We start from the raw sequence: 25,377 nt of genomic DNA on the forward strand, positions 1-25,377 counted from the left end.
TGACCCACAAGGGTGTTGACGATACGGAGGTACCGAAATGAGTGATCCCGGCATGAACGAGCAAGCGGCGGAGATCCGCAAGGCCCGCTTCGGCGCGCTCCCGGAACGCGTCGCCTTCGAGGACATGGTCGAGGAGAAGGCGGTGCTGTCGGCGAATCACGCACGGGACGCCTACGACCCCGACGGCCTGGCGGTCAGGTTCTCCTGCCTTGCGGCGGACCTGGGCCTCTGAGCACCACGGGTCGACGGAGCGTTCGAGTCGACAGAGCCTTCGAGTCGACAGCGCGCTCGGGTCCGCCCCCCAACCGAGAGGGGCGGACCCGAACTTGCTGCGCGCCGGTCAGTGGTGCGAGGCCTGGACGCAGCGGAAGCTGCTCGCGGCGCCCGGATCGCCGTGACCGGTGTAGCGGGAGACCATCGGGTAGCGGCACACGTCGCGGGCGACGGTCTGGCCGGTGGCGGTGGGCAGGTTGGCGTGCAGCACGTTCGGGGCCTGGCCGTGCTCGACCCAGGCGGTCAGAGCGGCCAGGTCGTCGACACTGCCGCTGTTCAGGCCGCAGTGCGCGACGCCGGGGGCGAGGAAGACGCGGTAGAAGTCGTCGACCTTCTTGGTACCGCCCATCAGGGCGTCGACGCGCTTGCGGTAGTCGACGGTTCCCGCGGTGGGGATCAGTTGGTCGGCGTCGCCCTGCCAGGTGATCAGCTTGCCGCCGGCGTTGCGGAACGCGGAGAGGTCCGCGTCGCGGGTGCCGATGACCGAGTCGTACTCGGCGCGGGCCTTGTGGAAGATCTCGTCGAACTGCGCGTAGCTGAGGTTCGCGGTGTTGAACGAGGGCTGCTTCTCCACGAAATTGGCGACCCACTGGGCCGGGACGAGGAACGGCGAGCCGGTGGTGACGCCGTTCGCATCGGTCTTGCTGGCCGCCAGGTAGGAGAAGTCGGCGCCGATCGGCAGGCCGTACCACAGCCGCTTGCCGTTCGTGTCGCGCGGACCGTCCCAGATCTTGCGGACCACGTCGGCATCGGCGGCGGTGATCGTGTACTCCTTGCCGTCGCAGACCACCTTGGTGCCGATCAGGCGGCGCGGGTCGAAGTCGCAGCGGTTCGGGTCGCCGATCAGGCCGTCCACCGCGCCGTCGAGCTTGTCGCAGGCCTTCAGCGCGGCCTGGTTGAAGGCGTCGAACTCGCACGTGGTCGGGTAGGTGTGTTCCTGGTTCATCACCACCTGCGGCCAGAGGGTGGCCACCTCGAACTGGTTCCAGTTGACGGCGGGGGCGTCGGCGTTGATGCCGTTGAAGTCGGTGGGGTACTTCTGGGCCTCCAGGTAGCCTTGGCGCCCGCCGGTGGAGCAGCCGTTGAAGTAGGAGTAGGACGCGGCGTGGCCGTAGACGGCGCCGACGACCTGCTTGCCGACGATCGCCATCTCGTGGACCGAGCGCGAGGCGAAGTCCTGCAGCAGCGCGGTGTTGATCCGGCCCTGGGCGTTCAGCGCCCAGCTGCTGTCCAGGCCGCTGGTGCCCACGCCGGCGTCGGTGGTGGCGGCCGCGTAGCCCTGCTTGACCGCCGCGGCCACCGAGCCGATGTTCCCGGCGGCGTAGGCGGCGCCGCCGGCCGCCTGGAAGCGGCCGTTCCAACCGGCCTGCGGCAGCCAGACCTGCACCTTGGCGTGGTCGTTCGCGCCCGGGTGGGTCAGCGTGACCGTCACCTCGCAGTGCGCCGGGACGTCGGGGACGGGGTAGCCGCCCAACGGGGGCGTACCGGGTACCTGGAACGTGCCCGCCGGGACGGCCGTCGCGGTCACCGACTCCACCGCGGTGCCGTCCGGCGCCGACGGCTGGAACGGGGTGCAGGCGAACGGAGCGGGGCCGGCGGCGGCGGCCAGGATCGCGGTGGGCACCGGACCGGCCGACGCGCTCACCGGTGCGTAGACGACACCGGCCGCCGCCAGCGAGACACCGGCCGCCACGAAGGTCAGAAGCCGTCGTTTCATGATCTCTCCTCGGATTCGGGATTCGGGGATGGCGAGATCACTCTCGTCGGCACACCGGGTCGGGCACATCAGTCAGCTGACGCTGAGTCGGGAACGCCGCGGGCAGCGCCCTGACGGCAGCAGGCTTGAAGTCACATGACCGATGTGGCCGGGACGAGCCGCGGGCGACAGTGAAGGCCACCAAGTCCACTTGTTCTCATCCCAGGAGCGTGGCCCATGTCGAACATTGAGAACGGTCGCAAGCGGCGGTTCATCGCGGCGACGGCCGCTGCGGTCGGCACCACCGTGGCGATCGGCGCCCTCGCCCTCACCGGCACCGCCGACGCGGCGACCACCCCGGCGGCGGCCGACCGCGGCGCGAAGCCGACCGTCGTCCTGGAACACGGCGCGTTCGCCGACGCCTCCAGCTGGGACGGCGTCATCGCCAAGCTGCGCCGCGACGGCTACCCGGTGGTGGCCGCCGCCAACCCGCTGCGCGGCCCGGCCTCCGACGCCGCCGCGCTGCGCAGCCTCGTCGACCACATCAAGGGCCCCGTCGTCCTCGTCGGCCACTCCTACGGCGGCTCGGTCATCAGCGAGGCCGCCGTCGGCGAGCCGCGGGTCAAGGCCCTCGTCTACGTCGCCGCGTTCCTGCCCGCGCCGGGCGAGTCCGCGCTGCAGCTGACCAACCAGTTCCCCGGCTCCACCCTGCCCGGCACGCTGGACCCGGTGCCGTACGCGTTCGCCGACGGCAGCACGGGCACCGACCTGTACATCCAGCAGGACAAGTTCCGGGCCCAGTTCGCCGCCGACGTCCCGGCCGGCCAGGCCGCGCTGGCGGCCGCGACGCAACGGCCGATCGCCCAGGCCGCACTGACCGAGAAGGCCACCGCCGCCGCCTGGCAGACCGTCCCCAGCTGGGACATCATCACCACCCAGGACCTCAACATCCCGCCCGCCGCCCAGCGGTTCATGGCCGAGCGCGCCCACGCCCACACCACCGAGGTCGCCGCGTCCCACTCCGTCGCGGTGTCCCACCCCGACCTGGTGGCCGGCGTCATCGAGAAGGCCGCCCGCGCCACCCGCTGACCACCCGCTGACCACCCGTCATACTCCGGTCGCCGAACAGCGGCCCCCTGAAAGCCGGGAGGGCGGACCCCGTCCACGCCCTCCGCCCTCTCGGCTCGTCCCGCCGCGAAAATCCCTTCGTCGTGATCAGCCACGGCGCGCGGTTCCTGGACGCGATCAAGGTGGAGCGGCGCCTGGAGCTCAGTGACGGGCGGCTGGGCCGGCCGGGAGCAGGGCCCCGAACCTGAGTCCCCCGTGCCGCTCGGTGACCAGGGCGCGGTACCGATGCCGTCGCCACCCCCGGCATCGCGTGCCCACGCTGATCCACCACCCCCGGTCGGGCCGTTCGTGGAAGTCGAGGGCGACAAGGTCCAGTCCGCGGCCGAGTGCCGCCCCGCACGTGTCGCAGGTGCTTCGGCCTGCGACGAACTCATACGTCTGCCGGGTGATCCACAGATCGACCTCGGCCGGCTCGGAACCGGGCCTCGGCAGCGGACACCCTGGCAACGGGCACCCTGGCAGCGACGATCCGTAAAGCACCGAGCACAACGCCTCGAACATCATCCAGTCCATGACGCCACGGTCTCCCGGCGGCCCGCGTCTCGAACCCGTGGGAAACCCTGGCGGCAAGGCACCAGGGGGTCACTCCCGCGGATCGTCCGACGGCGGTCATCGATCGGAGATGGCGCCGGCGATCTCGCGACGGGAGGAGACCCCCAACTTGGTGAAGACCTTGCGCAGGTGCCACTCGACCGTGCGAGGGCTGAGGAACAACTGCGCGCCGATCTCCGCGTTCGGGTGCCCGGTGGCCGCGAGCCGGGCTATCTGTGCCTCCTGCGGAGTCAGGACCGGCGGGCCGGGGGTCCGCTTGCGGACGGTCTCGCCGGTGGCGAGCAGCTCTCGCCGGGCCCGCTCGGCGAACGCCTCCATGCCCATTTCCGCTGCCGCCTGGTGCGCCGTGCGCAGTTCGGTGCGGGCCTGGGCCCGCCGGTTCTGGCGGCGCAGCCACTCGCCGAGCAGCAGTCGGGTCCGAGCCTCGAACACGCCGAGGCCGCCCCGGGCGAAGTGGTCGACGGCCTCGCGGTAGCGGTCTTCGGCCTGCTCGGGTGCTCCGGTCAGGGCGTCGGCGGCCGCCTGCGCGCCCAGGGCCCAGGGGGTACCGGCCCGGCCCCAGTCGGCCAGCCGCTCACGCGCTCGGGCTGCCACGGCCGGGTCGCCGGCCCGGGTCGCGGCCTCGACCAGTTCGCTGCACGTCCAGTGGTGCACGACGAGGTCCTGGTACTCAGCGCCCCGGAGCGCCGCTTCCATCGCGAGCGAGTAGTTGCCCAGCCCGTTGTGGAGCACCGCCCGCGCACACGCCGCCATGGCGGTGAGCCGGCCCAGGCCGCGCTGCTCGCCATCCCGTTCCATCGCCTCGATCAGTTCCAGGGCCGGTCGCTCCCGTCCCCGGTACGCGCTGATCAGGGCGGTCGTGACCATCCGCGTCGCTACGCCGGCGGGTTCCTCGATGGCCGCGGCCTCGGCCAGCAGGTCCCAGGCTTCGGAGAAACGCCCCGCATAGCCCAGCGAGGCCGCCCGGTAGGGCAACGCCGTCGAGAGGATCGACAGCGTGCCCGTCGTCCGGGCGAACCGGACCGCCCGGTCGGTGATGTCCAACCAGGCCTGGAGATCGCCGAGTTCCACGGCTGCGTTCGCGGCCGGCCACAGGACGGCCAGGTCCTCGTCGTCGGTGAGGGCGCGCAGCGCCCGCGCCAGCAGCGGGAAGGCGGCGGCCGGCCCGTCCATGGTCCAGGCGACCAGGGCGCGGAGGAAGACTCCTGCCGTCTCGTCGCCGGGCGGCAGGCCGCGAGCGGCCTCGGCGGCTCGCCGCAGTCCGCCTGCGTCGTGCCGGCCGGCCCAGATGGCCGCGCCGAACGCCGCGAGGTAGGTCTCCCGCGCGGCGGCCGGGTCGAGGTCCCTGAGCCGGCCCGCCGCGTCGAGCAACGGCTGCACCGCGCCGAACCCCGAGTTGGTCATGGCTGACGCCTTGGCCCGCAGCCGACCGGCGTTGGCCTGCTGCAGCGGGTCCAGCGGCCCGAGTTCGGCGGCGGCGAGCAGGTCGGGCACCCGGGCCGGCGCGCTCGCGGCGAGGTGCGCCCCGCGGCCGCCAGCGCGCGCCGCGCCCGCTCCTTCGGGTCGGGGGTGAGCGCGGCGGCACGTTCCAGGAAGGAGGCGGCGGCCGCCCGGCCGCCGCGCGCCAGGGCCCGGTCGGCGGAGCGCTCCAGCGCGGCGGCGACCTGCTCGTCCGGCCCGACTGCGGCGTGGGCCTGGTGCCAGGCCCGCCGGTCGGGGTCGCGCTCGGCGTCGGTGGCCTCGGCCAGGGCGTGGTGGGCCGCACGTAGGGCGGCGGCATCCGCGCCGCGCCAGACGGCCGACCGCACCAGCGGGTGCCGGAACCTCACCGGGGCTCCCAGGGTGATCAGATCCGCGGCCTCGGCCGGTGCCGCGGCCTCGAGCCCGATGCCCAGCAGGCGCAGCGCGTGCCACAACAGCGGTCCGTCGCCGACCGGTTCGACCGCCGCGACCAGCAGCAGGGCGCGGGTGTCGGCCGGCAGCGCGTCGACCCGCCGGCGGAAGCCGTCCTCGACCCTGGTCGCCAGCGGGCCGGAGCCGGGCCCTCCGAAGCCGAACGCCAGCTCCGCCGGTGACAGGTCCCGGGGCAACTCCAGCAGGGCGAGCGGGTTCCCGCCGGTCTCGGCGACGATCCGGTCCCGCACCCGGGCATCGACCGGCCCCGGCAGCACGCTGTCGAGCAGCGCCCTGGCATCGGCGTCGGCCAGCCCGCGCAGGGGAAGCTCCGGCAGACCGGAGAAGCCCTCCTCCTTCCGCCCGCCGGTGGTCCGCTCGGCGAAGACCAACGCCACCGATTCGGCGTCCAGCCGACGCCCGACGAACGCCAGGATCCGCTGGGACATCAGGTCCAGCCACTGCGCGTCGTCGACCAGGCACACCAACGGGGACCGGGCCGCCGCCTCGGCGAAGAGACCGAGGACAGCGATCCCGACCAGCAGCATCTCGGGCGGGTTCCCCGCGCTCACGCCGAACGCGACACGCAGCGCGTCCTGCTGCACCGCCGGCAGTCGATCGAGGTGCGACAGCAACGGGGCGCACAGGCGTTGCAGGGCCGAGTAGGCGAAATCGGACTCGGCCTCGACGCCGGCCGCGCGTACGGTCTGGAGCTGCGCCGCCTGCCCGGCCAGATGGTCGAGCAGGGCCGATTTGCCGACGCCGGCCTCGCCGCGCAGCACCAGTACCCGACTGCGCCCGTCGCGCACCTCGCGCAGCAGCCGGTCCAGCACCTCCAACTCCCGGTTCCGCCCGAGTAGCTGGTGTTTCGCGTCCTGCGGCATGTCACCTCCGGCACGAGTTCCTCCCGGAGGAGCTACGCCCATCCTACGAACAGTGGGCCGGCTGAGCTGCATGGATTCGGTCACCTGGCCGCCAATGCCGGCTCGGCGCCAGCTGACTGAACAGCGGATCCGCAGGGGCTCCGCGTCACGGTGTCACGGCGCGAGCAGGGCGAGGTCCACGGCGTTGGCCATCGCCTGATAGCCGGCGTCGTTGGGGTGCAGGTGGTCTCCGCTGTCGTACGCGGGCTTGAGCGCCTGGGAGTTGCCGGGGTCCTGCGTCGCCTTGTCGAAGTCGATGACGCCGTCGAAGGCGCCACCGGTGCGGATCCACTCGTTGACGGCTTTTCGGACCTGCTCGCCGTAAGGCGTGTAGTAGCCGGCGCCGTTGTAGGGAAGGATCGTGCCGCCGAAGATCTTCACGCCGGCCGCGTTGGCCTTGTCGATCACCTTCAGCATGCCGTCCTCGAGGTCCGCGGCGGTCAGGGGGGTGGATCCGTTGGAGCCGGTGTTGCCGCCGATGTCGTTGATGCCCTCGAGCAGGATCACGTCCTTGACGTTGGGCTGGCCGAGCACGTCGTGGTCGAATCGGCTCACGAGGGAGGGGTTGGTGCCGCCGACGGCTGTCAGGACGCGGTTGGAGCCGATACCGGCCTCCACCACGCCGAGGGCGGGGCCGCTGGGGGCGGAGTTCATGCGCCGGGCGAGGTAGTCGGGCCAGCGGTGGTTGGCGTTCCAGGTGGAATGGGCGCCGTCGGTTATGGAGTCCCCGACGCACACCAGGGTTCCGGCGGCGGTCCGGGAGGTGACGTCGAGGCCCTCGAGGAAGTACCAGGATCCCCGCTGGTTCGGGTAGTTGCCGGTACCGTCGTCGGTGACGTGGTTGCCGGCGGTGGAGACCCAGGTGGTTTGCGCGGCCTCGGAGTGCCAGGTGGTGCCGGTGGGCGTGCCCGGCAGGTGGACGCTGACCAGCTGGTCCGCGTCCGCCGCCACCACCATCGGGATCGGGTCGCTGGAGAAGTCCTTCCCGGCGGGGATGGTGACGGAGGTGCTGCCGTTGAAGGTGGCGGTGTGGTGGGTGCCGGCGACGGCGGTGCCGGGGGTGCCGCTCTGCTGGGCGATGTCGACGGCATCGAAGGTCAGCGGTCCGGTGCCGTAGAGGTTGCTCAGTCGGATGCTGAGCATGGAACCTGCGACGGTGGTGTGCGCGACCATGCGGATGCTCTGGTTGGTGAAGGAAGGTCCGCCGTACATCAGGCCGGCCGCGTAGGTGCCGACCCGGGTGAGCTGGGTGAGCCTCCAGCGCTGGTTGGCGCTGCCGCCGTTGCTCGGCCACTGGATGATCGGGTTGGCATCGGCCGTCGACGACCTGGTGTCGTCGGCGAGCAGGCCGGTGGCCACGTTGGCAAGGGTGTAGGTGCCGGAGCCGTCGTTGACGGGCTGGATGTTCCACTGCTGGTCGGCGGTGCCGTTGCAGGGGTTCTGGACGAGCTGGGCGGAGGTCTGCGGGTTCGGGGCGGAGTTCAGACACAGGCCGCTCTTGGCGCTCCTGATGGTGTACGCCCCGGAGCTGGTCCGGGTCAGTAACCATTCCTGATTGGCGCCGTTGTTCGAGTGGTACTGGATGACGGGCGCGCCGGGGGCGGTCGAGCCGAACTGAACGTCCATCAGCTCGTCGCTGCTCGCGGCGTTCGCCAGGGTGTAGACGTTGCCGGACACGGGGGCCGCCGTGGCCGCGTGGGCCGTAGCCGTGGTCCCGGCGAGAGCACAGGCCGCAAGGCCCAGGGCGACCGGAACGGCGAGGGGTCGGAAGGTTCGCATGGGCACTTCTTCCCTTGAGCATGTGTCGGACGAAGGGGGCGGGCGCAGGCGTGGTGGGCGGTCCCTCAGCTGATGGTCCAGTGCTGCAGGGAGGAGCCGGTGTCCGGCTGCTGCGTGAGCGCTGCGCCGTTGGAGGTGGACGCGGTGGTCAGGAGGTGTCCGGAGTGGAGGTTGGTGATGGTGTAGGCGCCGGAGGGCAGTTGGGTGATGTTCCACTTCTGGTTGTCCCGGTCGCCGCAGTCGTACTGGATCACGCGGGCGCCGGCTTGCAGGCTCTGCAGCTCGTCGTCGGCGCACTGGTTCGAGTAGGCGTTCTTGACCGTGTAGGAGCCGTCGGGCTGCTGGCTGAGGACCCAGTTCTGGTTCTGGCCGTGGTTGCTCGGCCAGGTGTCGAGCTGCGGGTGTGCGGTGGAGAAGTCGGGGTCGTCGAGAGCCTGGCCGGAGATGGTCAGCAGATGGGTGCCGTTGAGGGTGGCGGGGGTGGTCGCGGTGAAGGTGAGGGTCTGTGCGGAGGCGGGGCGGGTGTCGCCGCTGGTGCCGGCGTTGTCCCAGCCTCGCTGGGGGGAGGTTGCCGCGGGCAGGCTGCCGCCGGTGAGGCTGAGAGCGAGGTCGCTGTAGCGGTTGACCAGGCGGTACGTGCCCGCGGGGGTGGAGGCCCCGCTGGTCCGAGGGCTTTGGACGATGGTCTGGATGGACCACTGCTGTCCGACCGCAGGGGTGGCGCCGAGGGTTCCCAGGCCGACGGAGGCACCCCAGGACCGGGCGCTGTCGCCGGTGCCGACACCGAGTGCCTGGCCGGAGGAGAAGTTGGTGATCGTGTAGAAGCCGTCGCCGGTGGGGGTGAACGTCCACAACTGCGAGGTGGCGTTGCCGTCGGCGCTGGTCGTGGTGAGGCTGGAGCCGCTCTGGGCCAGGTGTTGTCCGTTGCCGGCGGCGATCTGGTACGTGGTACCGGTGACCGGAGTCGGCAGCGACGTCGAGGTGATGGTGACGGGGGTGTACTGGGAGTCGTTCGGGCGGCAGTCGACGGCGCAGTAGGTGCGGAAGGTCTTGCCGACGATGGTGGAGCTGGTGAGGTTTCCGGAGTCGAGCAGCCACCGGTACCAGGAGGACTGGGCGTTGCCGGTGGAGCCGATGTCGGTCCACTGCTCGGTGGCGAGGTCGTCGGTGACGTAGAAGTGCTGGGGCTGGTCCGCGCCCGTCTCGTTCTCCGGCGTACCGATGTACTTGCCCAGGTAGGCGTCCCAGGCGATGTTCATGACGGACAGCTGGGAGGACGGCGGAGTGCGGCCTGCGGCTATCTGGCTGCTGATGCTGCCGGTGGTGTTCGGCGAGTAGTCGTCGCCCGGGGCGATGTAGCCGGGGCCGACCCCGTTGGAGGGGATGATGTCGCTCTCGGCGCCTGCCGCACCGGCCGTCGACCAGGAGCCGTCGTACCACTTCGTCCATGACGCGGGTGCCATCTTCTGCGAGATGGGCGCCCGGGCGACATGCTCGGAGAACCCTCCCCAGGTACCGGCCTTGTCCACCAGTCGTGCCAGGTAGAAGACGTAGAAGTAGCCGGACCGGTAGTCGACGAACAGCCGCGGGTCGCCGTCACCGTAGTAGTACGTCTGGTTGGGGAACTGGCCCGTGTCGCCGCGCTTGGTGCTGTACGGGGAGGTGATGGCGTGGTCCTGGATGGTCCACGTCGCACCCTTGTCCTTGGAGACGGCGTAGTCGATGGCGTCGTAGTGGTAGCCGTCGCCGAACGGTTCGGGTGTGAACTCGTTGTGGACCAGGCCGTACCACCAGCCGGTGTCCGGGTCGACCCAGACGCCGACCAGGTCGCAGAAGTTGCGCTGGGAGTGCTGGGACCGGGAGGGAGCGTAGCTGGCGTCCACGCCGGTCGGGCTGTTGTTGCACAAGGCGGTGGTGTCGGGGTTGGTTCCGCTGTTGCTGATGGACGCCTTGGTCGCCGTGTCGAAGTTCGTGCCGGTGAAGAAGTTCCAGTGGCGGGGCCCGGTCTGGAGGTAACCGCTGTTTGCCGACTGGTAGTTGAACCTCCCGTTCTGGTCGGTGTAGACCGTGGAGGGGGTGTCGTCGACGCGCTGGAAGTAGGCGGGTACCCCCGAGGTCAGGGTGTACGGCGAGGCCGGGGCGGGCGTGGCGTTCCACTGCTGGAGGCTGTTGGAGGTGTTGCACGGCTCCAGCCCGATCCCCGGGGGCGGGGTGGCGCCGAGGGCGCCTTGCACCTGCAGGCACTTTCCGGACTTCGCGCTGTAGATCGTGCCGTCCGGCAGCCGGCTGAACTTCTGGCCGGCGGCTTGGGAGTTGCAGCCGTTCAGCCCGACCGGTGAGCCGTTGGCGTTGGACGACCCGGCGATGTCCAGGCACCTGCCCAGGACCGTGACGCTGCCGTCGCCCTGCCAGCTGAAGTTCTGGTTCGCGCCGCCGTTGCAGCCGTAGATCTCAAGGGCGGTGCCGTCCGCCGTACTGAACGCGGGGTCGTCCAGGCACTTGCCGCCGATGGTGATCGTCCCGCCGGCCGCGCTGTCGGCGTGGGCGTGCGAAGGCCCGGTCACCAGCGACACACACGTCGCCGCCACCAGTGCCAGGGTGGTCACGAGGGCACCCGACCTCCCAGCGGTTGTCCGTCCCATGAGAACGCCCTTCCTTCGGTTAACTCGGGATGTGGGGTGTTGCCGCCACGACGGCGGGGCGGCTTGATGAGTTCAACCTGCTTGCGAACCTGAGCAGACGCTCCCGTGGTGGGCGGCCTCGGCTTCGCGGCACAGCAAATCGCCCGGCATTGCAGGGAGTTCGGTTCTTCTGGATCAAGAGGTCGCAGCCCGGTTGCGTCACCCGGCTGCCTCTTTGGCAACGAGCACCCCGGCCCGCCTCGCCGCCGGGCCTTCAGGGGTTCACCCGACTCCGGCGCCGCGCTTCCCCGATCGCCGGCCGCGCCCAGTGCCGTAGTTCTACCGCGTCCCCACAGACGACTGTCAAGACCTCGACGAGTTAGTTCTGAACGAAACCGATCGCGATTGAACAACTCTCAACATCGAGGAGCGCCGCCGATCCCCTTGTCAGGCAGTGCCCGTGACGCTCCTTCAGTGACTGAATCCATGGCGCGGCGAAGTCGGGGGCGCTATTGTCACGCGGTAGAGCGACCGGTCTTCCTACCCTTGGCCGGCGCCATGGGCGACCACACCTCTGCCACGACCCTGAATCGGCCCACCCCCGACCGGCACACGCGTCAGCAACTCCTCGCCCAGTCAGCCGACTTGATCGACGATACCGACGAGCCAGGCGGCCCCGCCCGTGTCCACCCAGAGCTTGCACTTCGCTCACTGATGCTCAATCATGACTGAACATCCGGCATTTCGCTCAGAACAAGTCATCCTGCCGTGGTCCGGCTGCCATCCCTCCCCCACGGGTGTGACGAATGGACCTGCATCGACTCATGGCTGTGCCCCGATCAGCCATGACACGCAGGGCAGTTCACCGCGCCCGCGACAGCACCGCCAACCGGCATCACCACACGGCCACTCGTCGAGCCCCCCTTACCCCCTCAAGGACGCGAACCCCTACGAACGGATCGCCTACGAGATGAAAGCCAGACTGAAGCCACTGATCATCGTGTTGGCACTCGCGGCGCCGCCGGCGATCGCCGTGCCGACGGAAGCCCGCGCCGCGGGCTGCCCATGGGTCGGCTCGACAGCCACCGCGGACCGGCGGGCCGACCAGGTCATCGCGCAGATGAGCCTGACCGACGAGGTCAACCTGGTGAGCGGGAAGAACACCCGTGGCGAGCAGACGCCTTACACCGGCGAGATCGCCGCGAACCCGGCCCTGCGCATCCCCGCCCTCAACCTCATGGACGGACCGGGCGGCGTCGGCCACTCCTGGTCCGGGGTCACCCAACTGCCGGCCCCCGTGGCGGGCGCCGCGACATGGGACCCGTCGCTGGAGCAGCAGTACGGCACGGTCGTCGGTCAGGAGGTGGCCGGCAAGGGAGGCAATGTCTCGCTGGGTACCTGGGTTCGCCGTCCGCCAGCGGGGAGCAGGCACTGCGGATGCGCGGGTTCTCCAAGCTCACCCTCCAGCCCGGGCAGTCCACCGCGGTCACCTTCGCGCTGACCCCCTCCGACCTGGCGGTGTGGAGCACCGCCGACAAGAACTGGACCACCCCGGGCGGCACTTACCAGGTCTTCGTCGGGGACTCCGCCCGCCGCAGCGACCTCCCGCTGCACGCAACGTTCACCCTCAGCGGCGCCGACCCGACCGGCGAGACCGTCGCGGGCGTCGCCGCCAACCTCTGCGTCGACAACAAGTGGGGATCCACCCAGGACGGGAACCCCATCACCCTCCACGCCTGCAACGGCACCGACGCTCAGAAGGTGGCGGCGAGCAGCGACGGCACGCTCCGCATCCAGGGCAAGTGCATCGACGTCGTCGACGGCGGCACCGACAACAAGACCCTGGTGCAACTGTGGAGTTGCACCACCGACAACCCCGATCAGCAGTGGGTGCCACAACCCAACGGCGCACTGCGCAACCCCCGGTCGAACAGGTGCCTGGACGACCCGGGCGCGACCCTGACGCAGGGAACCCGACTGCAGATCTACGACTGCAACGGTTCCGCCGCGCAACGCTGGCGCATCCCCTGACCACGTAGCGCGGACTGCCAACCAGGCAGGGGACTCAGCCGTCCGATCGGATCAGCCGGACCGCGTTCAGCAGGGTCTTGCGGGCGGCCTTCGAGTCGTCCAGGTAGCCGGCGGCCATCGCGCCGTCGTACAGCATCAGCAGCGCACCGGCTGCCGACTCCGGGTCGGCGTGGCCGAGCCGGGTGAGCAGGTCCTGGAAGAGGGCGCGGATCCAGTCCCGGTGGGACGCGACCAGGCCACGCACCGGGTGGCCGGCGTCCGGGTACTCCGCGGCCGCGTTCATGAACGGCGATCCGCGGAAGCCGCGTTCGCGGGCGTGCTCGGCGATCGCCTCGAAGATCAGGTCGATCGCCTCCGCGGGCGGGTGCGCGGCGGCCAGCGGTTCGGCCACCGCCTTGTAGTAGGTGTCCTTGGTCAGCAGATAGGCCACGACCAGGTCGTCCTTGGCGGCGAAGTGCCGGTAGAAGGTGGCCTTCGTCACGCCGGCCTCGGCGATCAGCCGCTCCACACCGACCGCGCGTACGCCCTCGTAGTAGAACAGCCGCGAGGCGGCCCGGACCAGGCGCTCGCGAGGTGGCAGGTCCGCCTCGACCGTGGTCACCTGATCGTCGGCATTCATCGTCTTCTGCTGAGTAGCGCTCACGTCCCCATTCTGCCCCTGGCCCGGCGCTGAGCAGCCTCCCCCCAGTACGGCGCCACCCTCAGGACGATCTCCTGGACCGGGCAGTGCAGTGGTGGCTGCTCGAGCGAGCGTGGCCGCCGCGGGAAGGGAGCATGCTGCTCCGACCATCCAATCTCCGCGCACGGTCCATCGACTGCATAAGAGCGTGGATGCATTCCGCTTCTGTTGGTCCGATGCGTCGGATGTGGGAGAGATGTCGCTCATTTCCTCTCTTGACCAATCCTCGAAAATTCGGGCATTTCGCCAGCAACACGGACCATTGATCGGCATGCGTTTGCGTGCGAAACAGCCCGGGTAGGTCGGTTGGCGAACCGAGGAGGTGAACCAACTATGTCCGCAGCAGTGACCACCGCAGAGATCATCGAGCAGGACGTCGAGCTCGTTGACCTGAGCAACCTCGTCGAGGAGCTGTACGCCGAGGATCAGGCCGAGCGTCCTGGGATCATTTGCGAGATCGCCACCTGATATTCGGGCTGATATCTCGCTGACAAACCCCCGGGTTCGCACGGCACCGTTCCCGATTGCGGACCCGGGGGCTCATCGGAGATCTACTTTCACTCTCGAAAGGTTCCCTGGTCGACATGGCCACCGATAAAGCTGTGGTTCTCCCCAACGCAGACGGCTCGCGTGCCACGCTCTATGATCCGGACCGAATGTCGTTCGCCACGCTTCCGCCCCATCTCGTGGAGCGGGCCCGGCGGTTCGCGGCAGCCAGCCATGGAGCCGGCGATCTGACCGCCGACGAGCGCCGGGAATGGGACGAGTTGACCCGGATCATCTCCGCCCCCTCCTTCCCGGTCCCGGCGGACAACAACAGCACCACGATCAACCAACTGGTGATCGGCAACACCTACCACTGCAACATGGGCTGCACCTACTGCTACAACGAGCTCGAGACCAAGGAGAAGAAGGGCTCCGAGGTGCCGCAGGGGATGGCCTGGGAGACCGCCCGCAGCAGCATCCAACAGGTCCTCGACCAGGCGGACCCGAGCAAGCCGGTCCGGATCTTCTTCATCGGCGGCGAGCCGCTGCTGGAACGCGAGATCCTGGAACGCAGCGTGGAGTACGCGGAAGCGTATGCCGCACCGCTGGGCGTCAAGGTGCGCTTCAACGTCTATACGAATGGCACGCTTCTCACTGCCAAGGTCCTCGACTGGTGCGAGGCGCACAAGATATCGCTGATCATCAGCCTGGACGGGCCGCCGGCTCTGAACAGCGAACGGGTCCTGCTCTCCGGACGACCGACCAGCAGGGTCGTCCTGCGCAATATCCGGCGCATCATGGATTCCCAGACCTCACCGATGCGCCGAGTGCGCGCGGTCGGCCGTCCAGGGACTCCGCTGGTCGCCCTGCACAAATACCTGGTCGCGCTGGGGTTCAACGAGGTCCACGTGCAGCCGATGTACAACAACGAGGGAATCACCGCCACCAACGAGTCCGAGATGATCGAACTCCTGGACTGGTGGACGGGCAATCTGGAGAACGGTGTCATTCTTGACATCATGCCGTTCGGCTCGTTCTTCCAGAAGATTCTCCACCAGGGGCGGGCGGTCAGCTCCTGGTATCCATGCCAGGCCGCGCGAAATGCTGTCACCGTCGGACCCGACGGCCGGGTCTACTCGTGCCATCATGCGATCGAGGAGCCGGCTTTCGAGCTGGGCCACATCACCAAGGGCCTGCCGATCGTGGAAATCCGCAGCCGGCATTTCAAGCGTGTCGACGAGCGCGAACCGTGCCGCAACTGCTGGGCGAAGCACATTTGCGGCGGCGAGTGCTACCACCGGTCCCTGTCCGCGGGTGCGGGCGAGTTCGGCACGCTCCCGGCCGCCTGCCAGGAACGAAAGGCCCTGATCGGCTTCGCCCTGGATGCCTTCGCCCGGATCGCCAGGACGAACCCGCAGGCGCTGCGCCGGCTGGCCCTCGGAGACCTGTCCCGCCCCGAGCCCCAGGAATCGGCTTATGAAGCGGCCGACCTCCGCGACTTCGTGTGAGGTACCACCGCATGACCACGACGGCAGCCCTCGACAGCCTGTTACCGGATGCGGATGCGATCCTGGCCGACCCGGATCCGCGCTGCGACCACGACCTCTACCCCACGACCGGACGCCACCGGTCCCTGGACGACAGCATCCGGGCCGCCTGGAACATGCGCGTGGTCTCCGGCGTCTCCCGCGTCGCCGACATCACCGGCCTCGACCGGCTCGGCATCCCCGTCTTCAACACCTACCGGACCACCGCGGCCCCCGGGAACCTGACCGTGACCTGCGGCAAGGGCCGTACCCGCAAGGCCGCCCTGGCTTCCGCCCTGATGGAGGCTCACGAGCGCTTCTGCGGTGAGCAGCAGGGCCGGCACGGCCCGGTGCTCACCGTGGCCCAGGCCCGGGATCGGTTCGCGGAGGTCCTGGACCCCCGCGACCTCGTCCTCGACACCAGGACCAGGTGGGAGCCGGACGCCCCGCTGGAGTGGGTTCCCACCCGGGACCTGGTGAGCGGCGCTGTGGTCCAGGTCCCGGCCGACGCCGTGTTCTCGCCCTATGAAGCACACGGTGCACGTCTCTTCGCCAACCACTCGGACGGCCTCGCCTCCGGCAACTGCCTCGCCGAGGCGGTCCTGCACGCGCTCTACGAACTGGTCGAGCGCGACGGCCGTTCCTTCGGCGAGGTGCTCCGGCTGGGCCATCAAGTCGCGCTCGACTCCCTGCCGCCGGACCTGCGCCAACTCGGCCGGACCTTCGAGGAAGCCGGTGTCTCGGTCTCGCTGTTCGCCTTCCGGTCCTCGCTGGAGATCACCAGCTTCTTCGCCCTCGGCGACGACCGCCTGGCCGAGAACCCGATGCTGGTGAACGCCGGAGCCGGCTGCCATCTGGATCCTCTGGTCGGTGTTTCCCGAGCGCTGACCGAGCTGGCGCAGTCCCGACTGAGCGTCATTTCCGGCGCCCGCGAGGACTTCAGCACCCGCTACCGCGATCGCCGGGAGGAGACCTATCAGGCAGCGCACGAGCGGGCGGCCCGGTGGTCGCGCGGATGGCAGCGAATCGACTTCGACGAGATCCCGAACCGTTCGGCAGGCGATCTGCGGACCGATCTGGAAACGGTGCGCCGGAGTCTGTGCGGAGCCGGCCTGCGACGCATCCTCGTGGCCGACCTGACCTTGGCCGGCCCGGCCCGGCCCGGTGGCAGGCAGGAGGTCGGCGACGGCCTTCCACGCGTCGTGAAAGTCATCGTCCCCGGGCTGGAGTTCGCCGCCAACGAGCCCTCCCGGATCGGCAGCCGTTTCTACCGGTTCTACAAGCAAGCCCGAGGAGCGCGCTAGGCATGCACGGAGTACCACAGCTCGAGGACCCCGACCTGCGTGGTGTCCTCGCCGGGCTCGACCGAACGGATCTGGTCGTGTTCGCCGGACCGAGCCTGGTCGGCTCTCCGCTTGCCGAACTCGGGGGGCACCTGATCCTCCCGCCGGTACGGGACGGCGACCTGACCGCGGTGATGGGCCGCCCCGACCCGCCCGCTGCCGCCCTCGTGATCGACGGCTACTTCGGCGCCGGCCAGGCGGTGAACCTGACGGAGATTCAGGCAGTGCTGCGCCAGGGGGTCCGCCTCTACGGCTGCAGCAGCATGGGGGCACTGCGGGCGGTGGAGGCCCGCCCCTGGGGGATGATCGGCCTCGGCGCGATCTTCCTCGACTACTTGACCGGCTCGCGGACCTCGGACGAGAACGTCGTCCTCATGCACGACGACCGGTTCCGCGCGTTGACCGTGCCCATGGTCAATGTTGACGCGCTGTGTACCCTGCTGGAGTCCCACGGTGTCGACCCGGCACGCTGCGGGGCCTACCGTCGCCGCTTGGGCGAGCTCTACTTCGGCGACCGGAGCTTCTCGGCGCTTCGCGTCCTGGCGAAGGAACTCCTCAGCGCCGAGGGGGAAGGGTCGGAGCTGGGTCTTGCTCTGCACTACCTGGCTCCCGCCCGGCACGCGGCCTGGGACGCGAAGCGACGCGACGCGGAAGCCGCCTTCTGTGACATCGTCCTTGGGCGGGCGCCGCTGCAGGTGCCGACCAGACTCGTCCCGGTGCCCGAGGACGTCAGTGCGCTCCTGGCACAGGAGTAGCCGACGTGGTTCGCACTTACGGGTCCCGGTTCGAGAAGCTCCACGCCGCGGCGGTGGGCACCCGGCTCGGTGACTCCGCCCGGACCTCGGCGGTCGCCGTGCTGGGGGCGCAGCTGACCGCGAGCCCGACGATGCTCTCCCTGGTGTCAGCCATGTCGTTCGCGCCGTGGCTGGTCTTCGGGCTGCCTGCGGGAGCGCTGGTCGACCGGTGGGACAAGCGCCGGGCCTTTCTGCTGTCGGACAGCGTCCGCTGCGTGCTCGCGGCCGTTCTCGTCGTGGCAGCGCTAGCCGGCCAGGTCTCGATCCCGCTGCTGATCGTCTTCGTCTTCGCGCTCACCAGCCTCCAGACGGTCTCCGACAGCTGCTTCTCCAGCCTGCTGCCGTCCACCGTCCCCGAGCAGGACCTGGGGACCGCCAATGCTCGACTCAGCGCTTCCCAGTCCACCGTCGGGATCGTTGCGGCACCGCTGGGAAGCTACCTCGCGTCCGTCGGGAACGCGCTGCCGTTCCTGCTGAACGTCCTGACGTTCGGCGCGGCCGCCGGCTGGGTCACCGCGCTGCCGACCGACATCGACCGGAAGGCCGGCAGCTCCGAAGTGGCCGACGGTCCCGAACCGGCGACAGCGGCGACGCGCGGCATCCTCCGCGGCATCGTGCGTGACGTCCGCGAAGGGCTCGAGAGCGTGCGCGGCCACGGCCTCCTCACCCTCCTGCTGCTCTGCGTCACCGTCAACAACTTCTGCAACGGCCTCAACAGCGGTGTGCTGCCCCTGCTGGCGATCCGCGGTGTTGGTGTCCACCCCAGTGGTTACGGTCTCCTGACGGGTGCCAACGCCGCGAGCATGGTCCTGGGCAATCTGGCCGCGGGCAGGCTGGCGGCTCGTGACACTCCCCACCGCCATGTGGCCGGCCTGGCGATCGCCTTCAAGATCCCCGGATTCCTGCTGATCTTCTGGGCGCATTCGCTGACGGTCCTGGTCCTGGGAATGGCCGCACTCGGGCTGGCAGCGGGACTGTGGAACGTGCCGTCGTCCACACTCCTGATGACCTCCGCGCCACGGGCCACGATCGGCCGGACCATGGCGCTGTTCCGGACGCTCTCCGTCGCGGGCATGCCGCTGGGCGCCGTCGCGAGCGGACTGCTGGCCTCCGCTGCCGGTGTCCGGGCCGGCGCTTTGGCGGCCGCGTTCCTGACCGCAGCCGTCCTGGTCGGTTTTCTGCGACGGGCCCAGCGCCTGTCCCCGCTCCCTGTCGCCTCGCCTGGAAGGACCTGACCTGTGCTTTCCGTCCCGGCTGCGGCCCTGGACCGCATCTCGGAGTGCTGGAACGATCGCCACTGGATCGGCCGCGCAGCACTCTCACCCGAGATCAGCGCCGAAAGGGTCCTGAGCCTGCTCACCGATCCGAATCTCCACTGGCCCTACCTGACCCTGGTCCGCTCGAGCAGTCAGCCGGCCGTGAAGGAGTTCACCGACGCGGTTCCCGGATTCCGCCAGCGGGTGATCGATCCCGACCGGCTCAGGGAGCTGGTCGGGCAGGGGTACACCATGAAGTTCCAGCGGCTGGAGGACTTCGACGGCGCCGTCCGTGCCGAAGTCGCGGCGTTCCAGGCCCATTTCGGCCTGGCCACCACGGCCTACGCGTTCGTGACCCCGACTGAGTCACGGGGGTTGAGCTTCCACCGGGACGCCTCCCACGTGCTGGCCGTCCAGCTGGAGGGCCACAAGGAGTGGGAGATCGTCCGCCCGACGGCAGGCGCCAACCCGAACGCGGGACTGGAGCCCGATCCGCAGGGCGAGCGGTTCAGCTTCGTGCTGGCTCCGGGCGACATGTTGTACCTGCCTCACGGCTGGCCGCACCGGGCCCGCACCGCCTCGGACCGGTCGACGCACCTCACCTTCACGCTCTCCCGTCCCCACCCGTACGCCCTCGCCTCGCAGTTGCTCGGCTCGGGTGCTGTGGCTACGGAGACGATCGCAGCCGCCGCCACCGACCGACTGGGACTCTGACCATGACACAGTCCGACTTCGTGGAAGCAGTCGCAGGACTCCTGAGCGTCCCGAGGCTGGAGGGAAGCTTCCGGGTCCTGCAAGGTCGGCAGGACATGACGGACGAATACTCCGAGATGCGGTTCAAGGATCCGCGACTCGGCGGATACCTCGACCGGACCCGGGTCGAGCAACATCTGCTCGGCGCACCACTGACGGTCTGGATCCGCGGCGCGTGGGCGCAGCACCGGCAGGGCCTCGATGTCCCGCCGGATCGCAACCGCTGGATCGTCGTCCTCCCGCCCGGGGCACAGCTGACCGTGAGCAGCCCGCGGCGCTCGTTCGCCGTCGTGAAGGCGGTGGTCGGCAGCATGGAGAACGGCCGCCCGCTGTCCTCCAACGGCACTCTCGCAACGGGCCTGACGGTCGAGTTGACGGCTGCGCCGAGCGGTCTGATCCTCCAGCTCGACTGGCTCTGCGAGACCTCGGAGGTCAACCTGGCCCACGCCGCCGGCGCGGATCTCACGCACAGCCTGGAGGACTGGCACAGCGCGCCCTTGCCGGAGCTGGTCGAGCGGATCAGGCAGGCGGTGCCGGGGAGCGGTGGGCGCCCATGAGGATGCCCTCCCCGGCAGTGAAGGAGACTCCCTGGAAGCTGCCTCCGGTGCGCACCGGCGTGAAGCCGAGCGCGCTGTGCAGGTCGAGCGAGGCGCGGTTCTCCGTGGAGACGAAGCACCAGATGTCCCTGGCACGCTCCCATGCCCAGCCCATCCGCCACTGGGTGAGCAGTCGGCCCAGCCCCTGTCGCCGCCACGGGTGGTCCACCGTGACACCCGTCAGGTAGTAGCCGCCCGGTGCCCGGTCCACCGGATGCTCGGGCAGGAACGCGACGTTCGCATAGCCGGCAACCACCCCGTCGACCTGGCAGAGCACCACGGTGCCGCGCTCGCTGTCGAGTGCTTTCGCCAGGCGGGTCACCCATTCCCGCTCCTCGCCACCACGCACCCTCACCTGCACGGCGGCGAGCGCGGTGAGGTCCTCGGCTGACGCTTCGCGCAGAGCGGCGTCCACCGAAGTGCGGCGTTCGGCGAGGTGGGGCTGATACTCCGCGAACGGGTTGGTGTGATCCGACACCGCCTCATGGTACCGACGGACCGTCAGGCCGCCGGTCGGCCCGGCCCCGGGTGGGGGTCGGGCCGACCGGCACCCGCATCGGACCGCTGAGCAGCGCGAGTTCACCGCTGCGGCCGACCGCCGCCGCAGCTCCTACTGCTGCTGGAACAGGCCGATCCCGAATCACCGCCCGGCGAACGCCACCTCGCGGCCCAGCCAGCCCGCGAGCCGGGCGTATGCGCTCGCGTCGGCGGGCACCTCACGGGCCGGCCCGAACGGGAGCCCCTCGCGGCTGCGCTCGGCCGGCAGCGCCTGCTGGGCGATGCCCAGCGAGATCTGCGCCAGCTCCTCGTCCAGCGCCAGCCCCGGGGCGACCACCTGCACCAAGTCCCAGGTGTGGGTGGTGGCCTCCATCGCATAGCCGCCCAGCGCCATCGCCCCGGGCATCTCGCCCCACGGGACCTCGACGATCCGCTCCAGCTTGGCCTCGTCCGCCCAGGCGGCGGTCACCCGGACCCGGGCCCGGTCGAGCGCGCCGGGCCAGTCGGTGTCGTCCACCCGGTCGACCATCGGGGCGATGTCCAGCCCGCGCCCGCCCTCACCGATGTAGGCGATCCGATGGATTCCGCCGATCACGTGGCCGAGCAGCGCCCGCAGGTCGTACTCGGTGCACGGGGTGGGGCGGTCCAGGTCGGCGGGGGTGACGGCTGCGAAGACCTTCTCCAGCTGGTCGAGGGTGCGGGTGTAGAGCGAACGCGGGTCCATCGGAGCAACTCCTGGGGTGTGGCGGGATGTTCTGCCTTGCGTGCTTGCGAGGGACACTCTTCCGGCAATACCTGACAAGGAACGTCAGGTTTAATGGGATCCTGTGAAATCCGACCGCCTGCTGTCGATCCTGCTGCTGCTCCAGACCCGCGGTCAGGTGCCCGCCACCGAGTTGGCCGAGCGCCTTGAGGTCTCGGTCCGCACCATCTACCGGGACGTCGACGCCCTGTCGGCGGCCGGGATCCCGGTCTGGGCCGAACGCGGCCGGCACGGCGGGATCAACCTGCTGCCCGGCTACCGCACCGACGTCACCGGGCTGACCGGCGACGAGGCCCGCGCGCTCTTCGTACTCTCCACCCAGGCCTCGCACGAGGCGCTCGGCCTCGGCGACGCCCTCGCCTCGGCGCTGCGCAAGGTGATGGCCGCGCTGCCGGCCCCGCACCGCCCGGCCGCCGAGCGCACCAGCGAGCGGATCCTGATCGACCCGGCCCGCTGGATGCAGCAGCCGGTCGGGGCGAGCGCGCTGGGCGAGCTGCAGCAGGCCGTCTTCACCGACCGGCGAGTGCTGCTGACGTACCGGCACAGCGGCGCCGCGGAGGCCAACGAATACACGGTCGACCCGTACGGCCTGGTGAGCAAGGCCGGCGTCTGGTACCTGGCGGCCGACCTGGACGCCGCGCCCCGCCTCTTCCGGGTGGACCGGGTGCGGGCCGCCGCCATCGGCGAGGACCCGGTGCTCCGGCGGGCCGGCCAGACCCTCGCGAGCGTGTGGGCGGTGCTTCGCGAGCAGGTGGAGCGGGTGCCCGATGACGTGCTGCTCCGGGCTCGGGTGCGCCGCAGCCGACTCGACATGCTGCTGCGCATCCACGGGCCCCGGGTGTCCGAGCCGCCCGCCCCGGGTGACGGCGAGTGGGCCGAGCTGACCCTCGCGTTCCCGGTCGTCGCGGCTGCCCGGGCCCTGCTCAGCTTCGGCGCCGACCTGGAGATCCTCGCCCCGTCCGAGGCCCGCGCCGAACTGGCCCGCGCGGCGACGGAGGTGGCCGAGGTGTACCGCTAGGGCCTGTCCGGCCGATCTTGCCGGGCGCGCGACGCCGGACATCCAGGAGCAGAGGCGACCCCCGCGGTCAAGGCCGGCTCGGCACCCAGGGCGCTGCGGGGCCGGCCGATGGCATGTACCGGGCAGCGTGTTCCGCAAGCCGGCCGGCCGCCCGGCCGGGGTCCCCGCCGCTGAGCTCGACCAGCGCGTCGGCCGCCAGCCCGGCGCAGGCGACGACCAGCTCGAGAGTGTCCTGGCGGTGATGCCCGTCCCGGACGTATGCCTCGCAGCGCTCCTCGATCCGCCGGTAGTGCTCCGGCCCGCCGTCCTCGGCAAGCGCCCGTACGGCGTGCCAGAGCAGCGTGCAGGCCGTGGGCTCGGCCGGGTGCGCCGTCCCCTCCCGGCAGGCCTCCTCACGGGCCTCGGCCGCCCGCCGGCCCAGCGCCTCCAGGACGTCCGGCTCCTCGCCGTGGTGGACCGCGAGCAGCAGCTCCGCGGCCCGGCACAGGAGTGCCCGCAGCACCGTCCCGGCCGGCGCCCGCAGCCCCGGCGCCCACGAGTCCCCGAAGGCCAGCCATGCGTCCGCGAACGCCCGGGCCTGGGAGCGCCCGCCCGGGCCGGTCGCCGCCGCGTCGGGCTTCTCCTCCATTGCCAGCCGCACCAGACCGACGGCAGCGAGCTCCGCCGCGTCGCCGTCCAGCCCGACCAGCCATCCACTCCTCAGCACGCTGTACCCCCGGCAGAGCGACTCGTTTGACCGTGAGCGCACATCTCACCACATCGGAGCGTGGGCGAACCAGACGGGTGGCCGCCTTCGCCGGGATTGCCGTCCGGTCCCCCAGCGGTCCGGGGTCGTCCGAGCCGGACTTCTGCGCCCGGGCACACCCAGGCACACCTGGGCGCGCCCGACCGGTGTCCCGGGCAGCGCCGGGTCCGCCACCCCGAGATGTGGTCAGAGCTTGAAGATCGAGACGTACCGGACGGCCGTCTCAGCGACGAAGTCGGTGTGCGCGGACCCCGCGGCGGCCGCGAAGACGTCACCGACGGTCATGGTGCGCCCCTGGTTGCTGAGGGTGCCCTCGATGACGTAGAGGAACTCGGCGTGCTCGTGCACGTGCGGATCGGTCCGGTATCCGGGCTCGGCCTCCACGATGGCGACGTGGTAGCCGTCCGCCCGCGCGGCGATCCTGGCCCGCGCCTTGCCCTGCGAGCCCCAGGGTATCCAGGGCCGTTCGTCACCGCCGTCGACGCCGGCGATGTCCCAGCCTTCGAGCGAGGGGGTGGAGTCCATGCTTCCATACCTTTCATCGTGGGTTGATTCGGATCACTCGTAAGATCGGGACGCCCAGGGGTCCCTGGTGTGGCTTCCATGCTGTTGCCGCTGATGTGGCTTAGGAGGATTGGCCGCCGGGACCCCGCGACGACTCGGCCGCTGATTGGGATGCGCGGAACAAGATCGCTCGTATGGACACGTCGGCGAGGTCGTCTGCTGGGACCGTGAACACGCACGTCGAGCGAGGAGGACCGGGTGCCCGAACTGTGGGCCGGGACAGATGCGGGTAAGGGCGAGCACCACTGCACGGCGATCGACACGGACGGGAACAAGGTCCTCTCCCGGCGGGTGCCGAACAACGAGCCAGAACTGCTCGAACTGCTCGGCGACGTCCTGGAGTTGGCCGACGGAGGCCCCGTTACCTGGGCGGTCGACCTCAACTCCGGCGGCGCCGCCCTGTTGATCGCCCTCCTGGTCAGCCACGAGCAGAAGCTGCTCTACACCCCCGGCCGGACCGTGCACCACGCCTCGGCCGCCTACCGGGGCAGCGGGAAGACGGACGCGAAGGACGCCTTCGTCATCGCCGACACCGCCCGCATGCGGCGTGATCTGCAGCCGCTGACCGAGACGAGCGAGATCGCGGTGGACCTGCGGATCATGACGGCCCGCCGTATGGACCTGTCGGCCGACCGCACCCGCGCCATCAACCGGCTCCGCGCCCAGCTGCTGGAGTACTTCCCCGCCCTTGAGCGGGCGTTCGACTACAGCACCTCCAAGACCGCGCTCATCCTGCTGACCGGCTACCAGACGCCCTCCGCGCTGCGGCGGATCGGCCGGGCCCGGCTGACGACCTGGCTCAAGAACCACGGCGTCCGCACCGTCACCAACGCCAAGAGCGCCGCTAACACCGCGCTCACCGCCGCCGAGGCCCAGCACACCGTCGTGCCCGGTGAGAAGACCGCCGCCAGGATGGTCCGCACCCTTGCCATGGAGGTGATGGCCCTCGATGAGGAGATCGACCAGCTCAACACCCTCATCGAGGAACGGTTTCGCGAGCACCCCGACGCCGCAGTGATCACCAGCATGCCCGGCATCGGCGACACGCTCGGAGCCGAGTTCATCGCCGCCACGGGCGGCGACATGGCCGCCTTCGGCAGCCCCGACCGGCTCGCCGGCGTCGCCGGTCTCGCCCCGGTTCCCCGCGATTCGGGCAAGATCAGCGGCAACCTGCAACGCCCTCGCCGCTACAGCCGGCGCCTGCTGCGGATGTGCTACCTCGCCGCCCAGGCCGCCGCAATCCACTGTCCCGAGTCTCGGCGCTTCTACCAACGCAAACGGGCTGAGGGGAAGTCCCACAAGCAAGCCGTGCTGGCCCTGGCCCGCCGTCGTCTCAATGTGCTCTGGGCCCTCATACGCGACCACCGCACCTTCGAGACAGCCGCTGACCGGCAAGCAACTGCCGCAGCCTGATGCAGTCACCTGGAGTCACCACTCCGGCTTGACAACATCATTGGGAA

At 70.3% G+C, this 25,377-nt stretch carries 23 protein-coding genes; 13 read left to right on the forward strand and 10 right to left on the reverse strand.

All coding sequences use genetic code 11. The annotated features are described in order from the left end of the window. The first annotated feature begins 52 nt into the window (after positions 1–52). Positions 53–232 carry a hypothetical protein gene (locus BR98_RS14425; protein ID WP_035844951.1) on the forward strand — a complete coding sequence of 60 codons (180 nt, stop codon included), beginning with the start codon at positions 53–55 and terminating at the stop codon, positions 230–232. 108 nt (positions 233–340) lie between these two features. Here the strand turns inward: BR98_RS14425 and BR98_RS14430 are convergent, their stop codons facing one another. Continuing rightward, on the reverse strand, positions 341–1,990 hold the full coding sequence (locus tag BR98_RS14430) for a tannase/feruloyl esterase family alpha/beta hydrolase (protein ID WP_035844952.1): 1,650 nt from the start codon (positions 1,988–1,990) through the stop codon (positions 341–343). Positions 1,991–2,206: 216 nt separating this feature from the next. On the opposite strand from BR98_RS14430, the gene BR98_RS14435 reads away from it, so the two are divergent. Beyond that, positions 2,207–3,058 (forward strand): alpha/beta fold hydrolase, encoded by an 852-nt coding sequence (locus BR98_RS14435; RefSeq protein WP_051969763.1) that lies wholly within the window; start codon positions 2,207–2,209, stop codon positions 3,056–3,058. Positions 3,059–3,706: 648 nt separating this feature from the next. On the opposite strand, the gene BR98_RS42305 is transcribed toward BR98_RS14435, so the two are convergent. The 4 genes from BR98_RS42305 to BR98_RS14455 form a co-directional block, all read right to left on the reverse strand. Further along, the gene (locus BR98_RS42305; RefSeq protein ID WP_324606671.1) at positions 3,707–5,143 is read right to left on the reverse strand and encodes a helix-turn-helix transcriptional regulator; all 1,437 of its coding nucleotides are present in this window, start codon (positions 5,141–5,143) and stop codon (positions 3,707–3,709) included. Next, positions 5,050–6,426 carry an ATP-binding protein gene (locus BR98_RS42310; protein ID WP_324606672.1) on the reverse strand — a complete coding sequence of 459 codons (1,377 nt, stop codon included), beginning with the start codon at positions 6,424–6,426 and terminating at the stop codon, positions 5,050–5,052. The genes BR98_RS42305 and BR98_RS42310 overlap by 94 nt, the downstream gene beginning before the upstream one ends. A 153-nt stretch (positions 6,427–6,579) precedes the next feature. Continuing rightward, positions 6,580–8,244, reverse strand: coding sequence for an RICIN domain-containing protein (locus BR98_RS14450; RefSeq protein ID WP_035844954.1), 1,665 nt, complete (start codon positions 8,242–8,244; stop codon positions 6,580–6,582). Between the two features lie 65 nt (positions 8,245–8,309). Beyond that, entirely contained in the window at positions 8,310–10,850 is a 2,541-nt protein-coding gene (locus tag BR98_RS14455) for an RICIN domain-containing protein (RefSeq protein ID WP_232247419.1), read from the reverse strand. 739 nt (positions 10,851–11,589) lie between these two features. Between BR98_RS14455 and BR98_RS41280 the strand changes: the two genes are divergently transcribed. Both BR98_RS41280 and BR98_RS37950 read left to right on the forward strand, forming a co-directional pair. Then, a complete protein-coding gene (locus BR98_RS41280; RefSeq protein WP_157537771.1) occupies positions 11,590–12,366 on the forward strand; it encodes a hypothetical protein in 777 nt (258 codons plus the stop codon). Continuing rightward, on the forward strand, positions 12,303–12,896 hold the full coding sequence (locus BR98_RS37950) for a ricin-type beta-trefoil lectin domain protein (RefSeq protein WP_035844959.1): 594 nt from the start codon (positions 12,303–12,305) through the stop codon (positions 12,894–12,896). Before BR98_RS41280 ends, BR98_RS37950 begins: the two co-directional genes overlap by 64 nt. A 34-nt stretch (positions 12,897–12,930) precedes the next feature. Here BR98_RS37950 and BR98_RS14470 read toward each other — a convergent pair whose 3' ends face one another. Next, the gene (locus BR98_RS14470) at positions 12,931–13,539 is read right to left on the reverse strand and encodes a TetR/AcrR family transcriptional regulator (protein WP_232247420.1); all 609 of its coding nucleotides are present in this window, start codon (positions 13,537–13,539) and stop codon (positions 12,931–12,933) included. Between the two features lie 369 nt (positions 13,540–13,908). Between BR98_RS14470 and BR98_RS42020 the strand changes: the two genes are divergently transcribed. The 7 genes from BR98_RS42020 (at position 13,909) to BR98_RS14500 (ending at position 20,290) form a co-directional block, all read left to right on the forward strand. Then, the gene (locus tag BR98_RS42020; RefSeq protein WP_267886067.1) at positions 13,909–14,043 is read left to right on the forward strand and encodes a hypothetical protein; all 135 of its coding nucleotides are present in this window, start codon (positions 13,909–13,911) and stop codon (positions 14,041–14,043) included. Positions 14,044–14,099: 56 nt separating this feature from the next. Next, on the forward strand, positions 14,100–15,569 hold the full coding sequence (locus tag BR98_RS14475) for a radical SAM/SPASM domain-containing protein (protein ID WP_157537776.1): 1,470 nt from the start codon (positions 14,100–14,102) through the stop codon (positions 15,567–15,569). 11 nt (positions 15,570–15,580) lie between these two features. Next, a complete protein-coding gene (locus BR98_RS14480; RefSeq protein WP_051969766.1) occupies positions 15,581–16,891 on the forward strand; it encodes a YcaO-like family protein in 1,311 nt (436 codons plus the stop codon). A 2-nt stretch (positions 16,892–16,893) separates the two neighbouring features. Then, entirely contained in the window at positions 16,894–17,685 is a 792-nt protein-coding gene (locus BR98_RS36320) for a TfuA-like protein (protein ID WP_051969767.1), read from the forward strand. Positions 17,686–17,690: 5 nt separating this feature from the next. Next, positions 17,691–18,959 (forward strand): MFS transporter, encoded by a 1,269-nt coding sequence (locus BR98_RS14490; RefSeq protein ID WP_035844964.1) that lies wholly within the window; start codon positions 17,691–17,693, stop codon positions 18,957–18,959. 3 nt (positions 18,960–18,962) lie between these two features. Beyond that, entirely contained in the window at positions 18,963–19,694 is a 732-nt protein-coding gene (locus tag BR98_RS14495; protein WP_035844966.1) for a JmjC domain-containing protein, read from the forward strand. Positions 19,695–19,789: 95 nt separating this feature from the next. Beyond that, positions 19,790–20,290, forward strand: a complete 501-nt coding sequence (locus tag BR98_RS14500; protein WP_035844968.1) for a hypothetical protein — start codon at positions 19,790–19,792, stop codon at positions 20,288–20,290. Here BR98_RS14500 and BR98_RS14505 read toward each other — a convergent pair. Further along, positions 20,253–20,807, reverse strand: a complete 555-nt coding sequence (locus BR98_RS14505; protein ID WP_035844971.1) for a GNAT family N-acetyltransferase — start codon at positions 20,805–20,807, stop codon at positions 20,253–20,255. The two genes, BR98_RS14500 and BR98_RS14505, sit on opposite strands and share 38 nt — an antisense overlap. A 162-nt stretch (positions 20,808–20,969) precedes the next feature. Next, positions 20,970–21,551, reverse strand: coding sequence for a TIGR03086 family metal-binding protein (locus BR98_RS14510; RefSeq protein WP_035844973.1), 582 nt, complete (start codon positions 21,549–21,551; stop codon positions 20,970–20,972). 103 nt (positions 21,552–21,654) lie between these two features. Here BR98_RS14510 and BR98_RS14515 point away from each other — a divergent pair, with 103 nt between their 5' ends. Continuing rightward, on the forward strand, positions 21,655–22,608 hold the full coding sequence (locus tag BR98_RS14515) for a helix-turn-helix transcriptional regulator (protein ID WP_035844975.1): 954 nt from the start codon (positions 21,655–21,657) through the stop codon (positions 22,606–22,608). A 67-nt stretch (positions 22,609–22,675) separates the two neighbouring features. On the opposite strand, the gene BR98_RS14520 is transcribed toward BR98_RS14515, so the two are convergent. After that, entirely contained in the window at positions 22,676–23,314 is a 639-nt protein-coding gene (locus BR98_RS14520; RefSeq protein ID WP_035844977.1) for a hypothetical protein, read from the reverse strand. 225 nt (positions 23,315–23,539) lie between these two features. Further along, positions 23,540–23,878, reverse strand: a complete 339-nt coding sequence (locus BR98_RS14525; protein WP_035844979.1) for a cupin domain-containing protein — start codon at positions 23,876–23,878, stop codon at positions 23,540–23,542. A gap of 237 nt (positions 23,879–24,115) precedes the next feature. Between BR98_RS14525 and BR98_RS14530 the strand changes: the two genes are divergently transcribed. Continuing rightward, the gene (locus tag BR98_RS14530) at positions 24,116–25,330 is read left to right on the forward strand and encodes an IS110 family RNA-guided transposase (RefSeq protein WP_035844981.1); all 1,215 of its coding nucleotides are present in this window, start codon (positions 24,116–24,118) and stop codon (positions 25,328–25,330) included. Positions 25,331–25,377: the final 47 nt, after the last annotated feature.

Origin of the sequence: Kitasatospora azatica KCTC 9699 (assembly GCF_000744785.1) — a bacterium.
GTDB classification, from domain to species: Bacteria; Actinomycetota; Actinomycetes; order Streptomycetales; family Streptomycetaceae; genus Kitasatospora; species Kitasatospora azatica.